At 71.5% G+C, this 11,717-nt stretch carries 11 protein-coding genes; 8 read left to right on the forward strand and 3 right to left on the reverse strand.

Features of this window, described 5'->3' with window-relative positions:
* From ACZJYS_RS18040 to ACZJYS_RS18070, 7 genes are all read left to right on the forward strand, one after another.
* Positions 1-534, forward strand: a 534-nt coding sequence (locus tag ACZJYS_RS18040) for a nucleotide-binding domain containing protein (protein ID WP_493179830.1), incomplete at its 5' end; no start/stop codon positions are given.
* Positions 531-1,544 carry a 4-hydroxythreonine-4-phosphate dehydrogenase PdxA gene (gene pdxA, locus ACZJYS_RS18045; protein ID WP_379635993.1) on the forward strand — a complete coding sequence of 338 codons (1,014 nt, stop codon included), beginning with the start codon at positions 531-533 and terminating at the stop codon, positions 1,542-1,544. The genes ACZJYS_RS18040 and pdxA, both read left to right, overlap by 4 nt.
* 53 nt (positions 1,545-1,597) lie before the next feature.
* On the forward strand, positions 1,598-2,350 hold the full coding sequence (locus ACZJYS_RS18050; protein ID WP_109515994.1) for a DeoR/GlpR family DNA-binding transcription regulator: 753 nt from the start codon (positions 1,598-1,600) through the stop codon (positions 2,348-2,350).
* Positions 2,347-2,784, forward strand: coding sequence for a YqaA family protein (locus ACZJYS_RS18055; RefSeq protein WP_109515993.1), 438 nt, complete (start codon positions 2,347-2,349; stop codon positions 2,782-2,784). Before ACZJYS_RS18050 ends, ACZJYS_RS18055 begins: the two co-directional genes overlap by 4 nt.
* Before the next feature lie 220 nt (positions 2,785-3,004).
* The gene (locus ACZJYS_RS18060) at positions 3,005-4,765 is read left to right on the forward strand and encodes an ATP-binding protein (protein WP_493179831.1); all 1,761 of its coding nucleotides are present in this window, start codon (positions 3,005-3,007) and stop codon (positions 4,763-4,765) included.
* A 583-nt stretch (positions 4,766-5,348) separates the two neighbouring features.
* On the forward strand, positions 5,349-6,893 hold the full coding sequence (locus tag ACZJYS_RS18065; RefSeq protein ID WP_493179832.1) for a glycoside hydrolase family 26 protein: 1,545 nt from the start codon (positions 5,349-5,351) through the stop codon (positions 6,891-6,893).
* Between the two features lie 233 nt (positions 6,894-7,126).
* Positions 7,127-7,789 (forward strand): DedA family protein, encoded by a 663-nt coding sequence (locus tag ACZJYS_RS18070; RefSeq protein ID WP_493179833.1) that lies wholly within the window; start codon positions 7,127-7,129, stop codon positions 7,787-7,789.
* 6 nt (positions 7,790-7,795) lie between these two features.
* Here the strand turns inward: ACZJYS_RS18070 and eutC are convergent, their stop codons facing one another.
* From eutC to ACZJYS_RS18085, 3 genes are all read right to left on the reverse strand, one after another.
* Positions 7,796-8,515, reverse strand: coding sequence for an ethanolamine ammonia-lyase subunit EutC (gene eutC / locus ACZJYS_RS18075; RefSeq protein WP_493179834.1), 720 nt, complete (start codon positions 8,513-8,515; stop codon positions 7,796-7,798).
* Positions 8,515-9,903: an ethanolamine ammonia-lyase subunit EutB gene (locus ACZJYS_RS18080; RefSeq protein ID WP_493179835.1), complete on the reverse strand. Its 1,389-nt coding sequence runs from the start codon at positions 9,901-9,903 to the stop codon at positions 8,515-8,517. Before ACZJYS_RS18080 ends, eutC begins: the two co-directional genes overlap by 1 nt.
* Positions 9,904-9,999: 96 nt before the next feature.
* The gene (locus ACZJYS_RS18085; RefSeq protein ID WP_379633609.1) at positions 10,000-10,551 is read right to left on the reverse strand and encodes a GNAT family N-acetyltransferase; all 552 of its coding nucleotides are present in this window, start codon (positions 10,549-10,551) and stop codon (positions 10,000-10,002) included.
* 100 nt (positions 10,552-10,651) lie between these two features.
* Here ACZJYS_RS18085 and ACZJYS_RS18090 point away from each other — a divergent pair, with 100 nt between their 5' ends.
* Positions 10,652-11,677 (forward strand): LysR family transcriptional regulator, encoded by a 1,026-nt coding sequence (locus ACZJYS_RS18090; RefSeq protein ID WP_109515986.1) that lies wholly within the window; start codon positions 10,652-10,654, stop codon positions 11,675-11,677.
* Positions 11,678-11,717 lie beyond the last annotated feature (40 nt).

Below are 11,717 nucleotides of genomic sequence, written 5' to 3' on the forward strand. Positions count from 1 at the left end.
TCGCGCCCGCCGCCGCGCCGCACCGGGCTGCTGCTGGTGGTGGGCAGCATGGCCGAGGCCTCCCGCGTCGCGGCGGCGGAGGCCCTGGCAGGGGGAGGGCTGCGCCGCTTCGGCCTGGCACCCGCGCTGCTGCGCGCCGGGCCTGGGGAATGGGCCGGGACCGCCGGTGCCATCGCCGCCACCATCGCCGCCGGCGAGGACGCACTGGCCATCATCGAGGAGGAGCCGGGCGCCGATCTGCGCCAGGGGGCACCGCTGGCCGAGGCGCTGGCGGCGCTGTTGCGCCCGGCGGGGCTGGCCGCCGGCGGCCTCTTCGCCACGGGGGGCGAGACCGCCCGCGCGCTGCTCGCGCAGCTTGGCGTCCACAGCATCCGCCTGCTGGAGGAGATCGCCCCCGGAGTGCCGCTCGGCCTCGCCCGGGGCGGCCGCGCCATGCCCGTCATCACCAAGGCGGGCGGCTTCGGCGGCGCGCAGACCATCGGCCATGCGCGGCAGCGCCTGCGTGCCTGGCTGCAGCAGGAGGCTCAGGCATGACCACCGCGAACGACACCCGCCCGATCATCGCCATCACCATGGGCGACGCGTCCGGCGTCGGCCCCGAGATCATCATGAAGGCGCTGGCGCGGGCGGATGTCCACGCGCTCTGCCGGCCGCTGGTGGTGGGGGACGCCACCCGGCTGCGCGAGGCGGGGGCCATCACCGGCACCGGCCTCGCCGTCGCCGCGCGCGCCGCCCCGGCCGAGGCGCGCTTCGCCCGCGGCACGGTGGATTGCATCGACCTCGGCCTGATCCCGGCCGGGCATCCCTTCGGCCAGCTCTCGCCCGTCTCGGGGGAGGCGGCCTACCGCTACATCGAGCGCGCCACGCGGCTGGTCGAGGCGGGGGAGGCGGACGCCATCTGCACCGCGCCGCTCTCGAAGGAGGCGCTGCACGCCGCCGGGCACAAATATCCGGGCCACACCGAGCTGCTGGCGCATCTGACCGGCACGCCGGAGGTGTCGATGATGCTGGTGGCGCCGAAGCTGCGCGTCATCCACGTCACCACGCATATCGGGCTGATGGATGCCATCCGGAAGATCGAGCCCGGGCTGGTGGAGCGCGTCATCGCGCGCGGGCACGCGACGCTGGTGAAGGCCGGCATCGCCGAGCCGCGCATCGGCGTCTGCGGCATCAACCCGCATGCGGGCGAGAACGGGCTGTTCGGCCAGGGCGAGGAGGAGGAGAAGATCATCCCCGCCGTGCGGGCGTGCCGGGCGAAGGGCTGGAAGGTGGACGGGCCACTGCCGGCGGACACGCTGTTCTTCCGCGCCGCGCGCGGCGATTTCGACCTCGTCGTCGCCATGTACCACGACCAGGGCCATGCCCCGGTGAAGGTGATGGGGCTGGAGGCGGGGGTGAACATCACCGTGGGCCTGCCGGTGATCCGCACCTCGGTGGACCATGGCACGGCCTTCGACATCGCCGGCCAGGGCATCGCCGACGAGGGCAGCCTGGTCGAGGCGCTGCGCCAGGCCTCGGAACTGGCGCCGAGGCGCGGCGCCTGAGGCGCCCCCGCGCGCCCGTTCCCTTCCACGGCGATCTGCTCCGGGAGCCCGCCATGCGACAGAGACGCGCGCGCCAGGATTCGATCCTGGCCGCGATCGCCGCCGGCGAGGCGGATGTGGACCGCCTCGCGGCGCGCTTCGCCGTCTCGCCCTCCACCATCCGGCGTGACCTGCAGCACCTCTCGGCGCGCCGCGCCGTGGCCCGCACCTATGGCGGCGCGATCCTGGCCCCGCCGCTGCCCGAGCAGAGCCTCGGCACGCGGGAGGCATCGAACGGCGCCGCCAAGGCCGCCATCGCCGCGGCGGCGCTGGCCCGCATCCGGGATGGCGAGACGCTGATCCTGGATGGCGGCTCCACGGTCGCGGCGCTGGGGCGGCTGCTGCGCGGGCGGCGGCTGCGCGTCATCACCGGGAACCTGCCGCTGATCCCGCTGCTGGCCGGCGAGCCGGGGATCGAGCTGATCGTGCTGGGCGGGGTGGTGCGGCCGCTCAGCATGGGCACCACGGGTCCCCTGGCCGAGCAGGCGCTGCGGCAGATGACCGCCGACAAGGCATTCACCAGCGCCGACGGGGTGGTGGCGGAGCGCGGCCTGTGCGAGGCGACGCTGGAGCAGGCGGCGCTGAAGGCGCTGATGACGGCGCAGGCGGCCGAGGTGTTCGTGCTGGCCGATGCCACCAAGCTGGGCCGCGCCGGGCAGCCCTGCTGGACACCGCTGCGGCCGGGCTGGCACCTGGTGACCGACGCGCCGGCGGCGGCCTGCGCCGCCTTCCTGGCGGGCGGGCTGCGCATCCTCCCCGCCGCATGACCGATCTCGCGGCCTATGGCGGCCTGTTCCTGGCCGCGCTGGTGGCGGCCACCATCCTGCCCGCGCAGTCGGAGGCGCTGCTGGTGGGGCTGCTGCTGGGCGGGGAGCACCCGGCGGTGCTGCTGGTGCTCGCGGCCAGCCTGGGGAATGTCGCCGGCTCGGCGGCCAACTGGTGGCTCGGGCGCTCGCTGGAGCGCTTCAAGGGCCGCCGCTGGTTCCCGGTCTCCGCGGCGGGGCTGGCGCGGGCACAGCGCTGGTTCGGCCGCTTCGGCCTCTGGTCGTTGCTGCTGGCCTGGGTGCCGGTGGTGGGCGATCCCCTGACGGTCGTTGCAGGGGTCCTGCGTGTGCCGTTCTGGCGCTTCTTGCTCCTGGTGGCGCTGGGCAAGGTGGGGCGCTACGTGCTGCTGGCCTGGGCGAGCATCGGCCTCGGTTGAGAGCGGGGCGGACAGGCGGCGGCTTTTCGCGCGGAGCGGGTAAAAATGACCTACACCCTTCTCCGAGATTGTCACAGCGTAAGCGTTGCTCTACCAAACCATCCATGGAGCGTGAGCGGCCTGCGCCGTCCCTTTGCGGTGGGGCTACACCGGCATTCCGAGAGAAGCGAACCCGCCACGCCACGCTGCGGGCGCGGCTCTGCTTGACCAGAACCTGCCGGTGAAGCGGGCGCAACATCTCGTCCTGGTGGCGGCGGTGCTGGTGCCAGCCAGCGTGTTCGCCATAGCCGCCTGGTGGAACCGCGCGGAAGTGCTGCGGGAGGGTAGCGACGCCATGGCCCGGAGCGCCGCGGTGCTGCACGAGCACGCCGCCAAGGTGTTCGACACGGCCGAGCTGATCCTGACCCAGGCGGAGCAGCATGTCGGGGGGATGGAGCCGGAGGCGATCGCCGCGCCCGGCGTCAGCGATTACCTGAGCCAGCTCGCCGCGCCGCTGGAGCAGATCGTCTCCATCTGGGTGGCGGATGAGCAAGGGAAGGTGCTGGCCGGCAGCCAGCCTTGGGACCGCAACGTCAGCATTGCCGGCCGGGACTTCTTCCTGGGCGCGAGGGAGCAGGGCGCGCCTGGCACCTATGTAAGTGCGCCCTTCGTCGGCCGCGCCACGCAGGAGGCATCCTTCGCGCTCAGCCGGCCCCGCCTGACGCCGGAGGGCCGCTTCATCGGCACGCTGCACGTGGCGATGAGCCCGGCCTATTTCGCGCAGTTCTACAAGGAGACGGTGCCGCCCTTCCTGCGCTACGCGGCGCTGGTGCGGCTGGATGGCACCATCCTCGCCCACCATGCCGCGCCGGGGCGCTCCATGCCGCTCGCCCGCTTCCCGGCGGGCGGCCCCTTCCAGCAGGCGGTGAGCCGCAATCCGGATGGGAGGGTGGCCATGGCCACCTCCCCGCATGACGGGGTGGAAGCGGTCTTCGCCTACCGGCGCATCAGGAACCAGTCCGCCTTCGTCGCCCTGCGGGCCGATGTCAGCAGCCTGCTGGAGCGCTGGCGGCGCAACATGATCGCCTATGGCACCGTGGCCGGCGTCGCCTCCCTGACCCTGCTGGCCACCGCGGGCATCGCCATACGCCGCACCCAGGCGGAGCGGGTGGCGCTGCAGCGCGTGGCGGAGGAGAGCGAGCGCCGGCTGGCGATGGAGGAGCGGCTGCGGCAGGCGCAGAAGCTGGAGGCGCTGGGCCAGCTCGCCGGCGGCGTGGCGCACGACTTCAACAATGCCGCGGCGGTGATGCTCGCCGGCATCACGCTGCTGGAGAAGCGCCATGGCGCCGCCCTGCAGCAGCAGGAGCCGGAGGCGGCCTATCTGCTCGCCGGCCTGCGCGAGGGCGCGGGGCGGGGTGTGGCGGTGGCGCGGCGGCTGCTGGCCTTCGTCCGGCGCGAGGGGCTGCGCGCCGCGCCCATCGTGCCGCTCTCGCTGCTGGAGGAGGTCCGGCAGGTCGTCACCCCCACGCTGGGGGCGGGCCAGGTGACCCTCTCGGTGCAGGCCGGGCCGGACCTGCCGCCGCTGCTGGCCGACCGCGGGCAGCTGGTGACGGTGCTGATCAACCTCGTGCTGAATGCACGCGATGCGATGCCGCAGGGCGGCCGGCTGGTGATGAGCGCAAGGCTGGCCGGGGCGGGCGACCCGCCGCCGGACGCCGCCGATCCTTCCCGCGCGGCACTGCCAGAGCTTTCGCAGAGGCAGTTCATCCGCCTGGATGTGACCGATACCGGCCTGGGCATGGACAGTGAAACGCTGGCCCGCGCCACCGAGCCCTTCTTCACCACCAAGCCCCCGGGCCAGGGAACCGGGCTGGGTCTGGCCATGGCCTTTTCCTTCGCCGGCCAGTCCGGCGGCGCGCTGGCGATCCGCAGCCAGCCGGGGCAGGGCACCACCGTCTCGCTTTGGCTGCCCAGCACCAGGATGGATTCTCCGTTGGCCTGAAAGGCTCTGATTCGATCCATAAGGTTGCGTGAGGGGAAAAAACCGTCAGCTCCGCCAATTTTTTCGGGCAGGGAATGCTTGGCCCGCGCCCCCGCCGCCCGAAGGGGCTGCGTGAAAGCGGCGCGGACGGCACCGCGCCGGCAGGGACGCCGAAATGATGGAGGCTGGTTTACCGGCCTGTAACCTATGCTTTTCCTCCCCGGCGCGGCATCGGGCCATCTGCGAGGGCGGTAGGGCAGAGGCCCCATCCTTTCAGCGCCAGCAATCCAGGTTCAGGGCCGAAAGACACCTAAGGTTGAAAAATCTCCGAGAATATTCGGAAAATCGGAGTTCATATTTCGATAAATTCTCGTCAGGAAAATAGATTTCCCGAGAACTGAAAGATGTCGTTGGTTTCATGCGCGAACGCACGATCCGGTGCGCTCGACACAATGTGAGAAATAATCTAGGGCTTCGGCATTCCCGGATGCCTGCAAAAAAGCGCGGGCATGATCGGGAGAGCGCCACAAGACCGGACGCTTCCGGACTTTCCTTTGCATGACAGAGGAATTCGGGACTCCGGCGACGCTTGACAGGATTCAAGATGACCCTTCTCGGCGTGTACGTCGGAAACGAGCCTTCGCAGCTCAACAATTTCGAGAAATGGCTGGGGCGCGATGTGGATGTCGTCCACGCCGTCGTCGGCGGTGCCAACTGGAAAGACTTCACCAACAGCGCCGAGTGGATGGCGGAGCGCCTGTGGAACAATGCCGGGCGCGACCCCTTCTGGTCGGTGCCGCTGATCACCTATGACGGTGCCACGCTGGAGAAGGCCGCCTCGGGCCAGTACAACCAGTATTACCGCGAGGTCGCGCAGACCCTGGCGGGGGCGCAATCCGGCAACGACCCGATCTATGTGCGCACCGGCTGGGAGTTCAACGGCGGCTGGTTCCCCTGGAGCGCGATCGGCAAGGAGGAGGCGTTCAAGGAAGCCTTCCGCGAGTTCGTGGACACCTTCCGCTCCGTGTCGGACCGCTTCAAGTTCGAGTGGAACGTCAACGAATCCTACGGCGGCATGGATCCCTCCAGGGCCTATCCGGGCGACGGCTATGTCGACATCGTCGGCATGGATTTCTACTGGAACACCCAGTTCGCCGACCGCGATCCGGCCAAGGCCTGGAACAACGTCGTCAACCAGAAGTACGGGCTGAAGTGGCACCAGGACTTCGCGGACGCGCACGGCAAGCCCACGGCCTATTCCGAATGGGGCGTGATGACCGACGCCGCCAGCCCCTTCGTCAAGGCCGCCAAGGCGTGGTTCGATAGCCACGACGTGGTCTACCATGCCTACTGGGATTCCAACTCGTCCTTCCCAGGCAAGATCTCGGACAACAGCGACCCAACGACGGGCGCCACGTTCCGCTCGATGTTCTCCGGCAAGACGGTGGATCAGCCGGAGTGGAACGACAAGCCGGATCAGCCCGTGCCCGAGGCGCCCGCCGATTCACCGGATGAAGGCAACACGGCCGGGAACGATGGCGAGGCCGCTCCGGGTGGCGCCGCCGCGTCCGACGCGCCCACCCGGCAGGCCTGGGGCACGCGTGGCCAGGACACCTGGTTCGGCACCGATGCGAACGACAAGTACTTCTCCCTGGGTGGCGGCGACGCCATGCATGGCGGCAAGGGTGACGACACCTACGAGGTCTCCAGCGCCGGCGACCGTGCCATCGAGAAGGCGGGCGAGGGGGTGGACAGCGTCCTGACCTGGCTCTCCGCCTACACCCTGCCCGAGCATGTGGAGAACCTGACCTTCTTCGGCACCGGCTGGTCGCAGGGCACAGGGAACTGGCTGGACAACATCATCATCGGCAATGACAGCCAGAACCGGCTGAACGGCGCCGGCGGCAACGACATCCTGACCGGCGGCGGCGGGCGTGACGTGTTCATCATCGGCAAGGGCGAGGGGCACGACACCATCACCGACTTCCGCCGCGGAGAGGACAGGCTGGAGCTGAAGAATTTCGGCTCCGACGTCAGCCTGTGGAACGAGGGCTCCACCTGGAGCATTCGCGCCCAGGACGGCTCCGTCACCAAGCTGACGCTCGACGGTGTCAGCAGCCTGTCGGGCAGCGACTACTATCTGGCGTGAGACAGTGCGCCAGGGGGCCGCAGGGCCCCCTGGCCGCCAACGGACCACCCGCGCTTAAAAAGACGCTCTTGTATCGAAACGTCAACATTGCCCCCTCACAAGGCGCTGGCTTTGCCATTGGCGGCGTTTTTCTCTTCTTGTGAGGCGAAAAATTTCACGCTCGCGTGAGATTGTGGTTCAACTCTTCTGTTAAATTGCCCATCGTTCGTCACTGCGAACAGGGAGGGGCAAGCGTGGCCGAGTTTTGGGCGGATTGGGGGGCGCTGGCTTATCTCGCAGCCGCGGCCTGGGCATTCTTCGAGGGCGAGACCTTTGTCATCCTGGCTTCCGCCGCCGGGCATGCGACAGGCCTGATCAATCCCTGGATCCTGATGGTCTCCGTCTGGCTCGGCTCCTTCCTGGGGGACCAGCTTTGGTTCACTCTCGGCCAGCGCTACGGCATGCGCGCCGTCCGCAAGATCCCCGGCGCCGAGAAGCGGATGGCCACCGCGCTGCGCTTCCTGGACCGCTACGGCACGCTCTTCGTCCTCTCCTTCCGCTTCGTCTATGGCGTGCGCAACGTGGCCTCGGCCGCCTGCGGCATCGCCGGCATGCGGCGCATCCGCTTCGCCACGCTGAACTTTATCGCCGCCGGGCTCTGGGCGGCGTCCTTCGTCGCCGCCGGCTGGTTCCTGGTGGCCTGGCTGGGTGAGCGCTACACCAGCTACGCGCTGGCCGGCATCGGTGGCGCCGTGGTGCTCTACCTGATCTTCCGCTTCGTCCAGCACCGCCGCCGCGGCAGGGCGGCGCAGCCCGCGGCCGAGCCGCAGCCGCAACCGCATCCCTTGCCGCAGGGGGGCGCCACACTGCCGCCCGGCCCGGAGAAGGGCCGCACGCTGAACCGGCTGGCCGTCTGAGCCGGCTCAGCCGGGCAGGAGGGGCGTCATCTCCTCCTTCAGCCCTACCCCGGTGAGCTGGCGCGTCAGCGCCTCGCGCGCCAGCCAGGCCAGCTTGTCGGCCGCCACCTCATAGCCCAGCCCGCCCTGGCCATGGATGTTGGAGATGCAGTTGCGCTCCGCATCCGCCCGCCCCGGACGGGGCGCGTAGGTCATGTAGACGCCCAGGCTGTCCGCCACGCTCAGCCCCGGCCGCTCACCGATCAGCATGACGCAAAGCCGCGCCCCCAGCGCCGCGCCGATGGCGTCGCCCAGCGCCACCCGCGCCTGCCGCGCCACCACCAGCGGCGCCACGCGGTAGGGCCGCAGCCGCGCCAGCGCCGCGCGCAGCAGGGCCGGGGCGTGGCGCTGCACGGCGGTGGCGGAAAGCCCGTCGGCCAGGATGAAGGCGATGTCGTGCTCCCCCGCCGGCAGCTTTGCCGCCTCCTCCGGCGGTAGGCGGCGGCCCAGATCCGGGCGGCGCAGATAGGTGGCGCGGTCCGGTGCCGCGCTGTGCACCGCCAGGACGGCGAGGGGCGCGAGGTCCGCCGCCAGCGCCTCCAGCTCCAGCGCCGCGTGCACCGCGTCGCGCGCCGCGGCATGGGCCATCTGGAAGGCCAGCACGTCGCGCAGCGCCGGGGCGTCGCCGGCGCGGCCCAGGCCGATGCGCGCCCGGGTGGCCATCCGCAGCCGGTCCCAGCCCGCCATCAGCCGGCCTCGACCAGCCGGGCGAGGCGGGCCGTGCCGGGGTCGAGGGCGCGCATCCGCCCCTGCGGGTCCAGCATCTCCATCCGCTCCAGCCAGGCCTCGAACTCGGGCGCCGGGCGCAGGCCGAGCAGGCCGCGCAGCGCCAGGATGTCGTGGAAGGACAGGCTCTGGTAGTTGAGCATGATGTCGTCCGCCCCCGGCACGGCGATCAGGAAGCTGACGCCGGCGACGCCCAGCAGCGTCATCAGCGTGTCCATGTCGTCCTGGTCGGCCTCGGCGTGGTTGGTGTGGCAGACATCCACCCCCATCGGCAGGCCGAGCAGCTTGCCGCAGAAATGGTCCTCCAGCCCGGCGCGGATGATCTGCTTGCCGTCATAGAGGTATTCGGGGCCGATGAAGCCCACCACCGTATTGACCAGCAGCGGGCGGAATTCCCGCGCCACGGCATAGGCGCGCGCCTCCACCGTCTGCTGGTCCACGCCGTGATGCGCCTCGGCCGAGAGGGCGGCGCCCTGGCCGGTCTCGAAATACATCACGTTGTCGCCCACCGTGCCGCGCTTCAGCGAGAGCGCCGCCTCATGCGCCTCGCGCAGCAAGGCGAGGTTGACGCCGAAGCCCGCATTGGCGCCCTCCGTGCCGGCGACGGACTGGAACACCAGGTCCACCGGCGCGCCGCGCTCGATCATGGCGATGGCGTTGGTCACATGCGTCAGCACGCAGCCCTGCACCGGCATGTCGTGGCGCAGCCGCAGCCGCTCCAGCATCTCGGTCAGGGCGATGCCGTTGGCGATGTTGTCGGTGGCGGGGTTGATGCCGATCACCGCGTCGCCGCTGCCGAGCAGCAGCCCGTCCAGCATGGCGGCGGCGATGCCCCGCGGGTCGTCCGTCGGGTGGTTGGGCTGCAGCCGGCTGGCCAGCCGTCCCTCCAGCCCGATCGTGTTGCGGAAGGCGGTGACGACGCGGCACTTCCGGGCCACCGCGATCAGGTCCTGGTTGCGCATCAGCTTGGAGACGGCGGCCACCATCTCCGGCGTCAGCCCCGGCGCCAGGGCGGCGAGGAAGGCGGCATCCGTCTCATGCGCCAGCAGCCGGTCGCGCAGGCCGCCCACCGTCAGGTGGCGGATGGGCGCGAAGGCGGTGGCGTCATGCCGGTCGATGATCAGCCGCGTCACCTCGTCCTGCTCGTAGGGGATCAGCGCCTCGTTGAGGAAGGCATCCAGCGGCAGCTCGGCCAGCGCCATGCGGGCGGCGACGCGCCGCGCGTCGCTCGCCGCCGCGATGCCCGCCAGCTCGTCGCCCGAGCGGCGGGGGGAGGCGGCGGCGAGCAGGGCCTTGAGATCCTCGAAGCGGTGGCGCTCGCCACCGGCCAGGCTGGTGCGGGTCGTCATGCGCGGCCTCCTCCGGCGGCATGCTGCCACGGCCGGCGCCCGGGGCGCATCCCCTTGGTGCATCCCCCTGGTGCACCCCTTGGGCGCGCGGGCGCCTCACGCCGGCTCGGTCTCCGGCGGCGTGGCGTCGCCCTCTCCGAGTGCCCGTTGCAGCAGCACGGAATCCAGCCACCGCCCATGTTTGCGGCCGACGCTGCGCAGCGTGCCGACCAGGGTGAAGCCCATCGCCTCGTGCAGCCGGATGGAGGCGATGTTGTCGCTGTCCCCCACCACGGCGATCATCTGCCGGGCGCCCCGCGCCGTGCAGGCCTCGAGCAGCGCGCCGAGCAGCAGCCGGCCCAGGCCGCGCCCCGCGGCATCGGCGCGCACATAGATGGAGTTCTCCACCGTGTCCCGGTAGGCGGCGCGGGGGCGGTAGGGGCCGGCATAGGCGTAGCCCAGCACCGCGCCATCCTGCTCCGCCACCAGATAGGGCATGCCCTGCGCCAGGATGGCGGCGAAGCGGCGGCGCATCTCGGGCAGGTCGGGTGGCGCCGTCTCGAAGGAGGCGCAGCCCTGCCGCACATGGTGGCCATAGATGGCCGTGATGGCGGGCAGGTCGGCCTCGGTGGCGGGGCGCAGCAGGGTGGCGGCAAGGGTGGTGCTCATGGTGCTGTCCGGCAATGCAATCCTCGCGCCAGGGTGCGGCCGGGCCGCGCGGGGGCCAAGAAAATCTTTCTGATACGCCGCATTCGGATCACATTGCCTTATGGCTGCCCCGACCCTGCGCCAGCTCCGCGCCTATCTCGCCATCGTCGAAGCCGGCAGCGTCTCGCTGGCCGCCCGCTCCCTGGGCCTCACCCAGCCGGCGCTGAGCCAGCAATTGCGGGAGCTGGAGCGGCTGCTCGGCTTGCGGCTGCTGGACCGGGCGGGCGGCCGCTCCCTGCCCACCGCGGCCGGGCAGGCGCTGCTCGGCCCCGCCCGGCAGGCGATCGAGGCAGCCGAGGCGGTGTCCGCCGCCGCCGCCCGGCATCGCGGCGGGCTGGCCGGACGGGTGCGGCTCGGCACCGGCGCCTCGGCCTGCATCCACCTGCTGCCGCCCGTGCTGGCGGCGGTGAAGCGGGCGCATCCCGGGCTGGAGATCGTGGTGGCCACGGGCAATTCGGCCGAGATGGTGCGGCGGGTGGAGGAGGGGGCGCTGGACCTGGCGCTGGTGACGCTGCCCGCCGGCGGCAGCCGTGCCCTGCAGGTGACGCGGCTGCGCGCCGACCCGCAGCTCGCCCTGTTGCCGGAGGCCATGGCGCCGGCCGCCGCCGCGCTGCGCCCGGCGGAACTGGCCCGCCTGCCGCTGATCCTCTATGAATCGGGCGGGACCAGCCGGCGGCTGGTCGATGCCTGGTTCGCCCGTGCCGGCCTGGCGCCGCGCCCGCTGATGGAGCTGGGCAGCGTGGAGGCGATCAAGGGACTCGTGGCGGGCGGGCTGGGGGCTTCGGTGGTGCCCTCCCTCGCGGTGCCGGTGGCGCCGCCGGGCACCGTGCTGCGGCCATTGCGCCCCGCCTTGCCGCGCGAGCTGGGCCTGGTGCTGCGGCGGGAGAAGATCCGCGAGCACGGGCTGCGCGTGCTGCTGGAGGGGCTCCAGGCCCTGCGCGCCACGCCGCCCGTTCTCCAGGGCCAAGGGGAGGCTCAGGGAGAAGCGCCGGGCGCAACCGGCCCGGCGAGCATGGCATTCACACGACGGCCCGGCACCTCCGCGCCGGGGACAGGGGATCTTCCGTGCCTGGATTGCAAAGACTGACCTGCTGGCTGGCGGCGGCGGACACCGCCTCGGCTGCCTC

The organism is Roseomonas sp. TS2 (assembly GCF_058833935.1).

What these genes read in the sequence shown, in the direction of transcription:
- pdxA (WP_379635993.1), top strand. Translation starts at nt 531, where the DNA reads ATGACCACCGCGAACGACACCCGCCCGATCATCGCCATCACCATGGGC.
- ACZJYS_RS18050 (WP_109515994.1), top strand. Translation starts at nt 1,598, where the DNA reads ATGCGACAGAGACGCGCGCGCCAGGATTCGATCCTGGCCGCGATCGCC.
- ACZJYS_RS18055 (WP_109515993.1), top strand. Translation starts at nt 2,347, where the DNA reads ATGACCGATCTCGCGGCCTATGGCGGCCTGTTCCTGGCCGCGCTGGTG.
- ACZJYS_RS18065 (WP_493179832.1), top strand. Translation starts at nt 5,349, where the DNA reads ATGACCCTTCTCGGCGTGTACGTCGGAAACGAGCCTTCGCAGCTCAAC.
- eutC (WP_493179834.1), bottom strand. Translation starts at nt 8,515, where the DNA reads ATGGCGGGCTGGGACCGGCTGCGGATGGCCACCCGGGCGCGCATCGGC.
- ACZJYS_RS18080 (WP_493179835.1), bottom strand. Translation starts at nt 9,903, where the DNA reads ATGACGACCCGCACCAGCCTGGCCGGTGGCGAGCGCCACCGCTTCGAG.
- ACZJYS_RS18085 (WP_379633609.1), bottom strand. Translation starts at nt 10,551, where the DNA reads ATGAGCACCACCCTTGCCGCCACCCTGCTGCGCCCCGCCACCGAGGCC.
- ACZJYS_RS18090 (WP_109515986.1), top strand. Translation starts at nt 10,652, where the DNA reads ATGGCTGCCCCGACCCTGCGCCAGCTCCGCGCCTATCTCGCCATCGTC.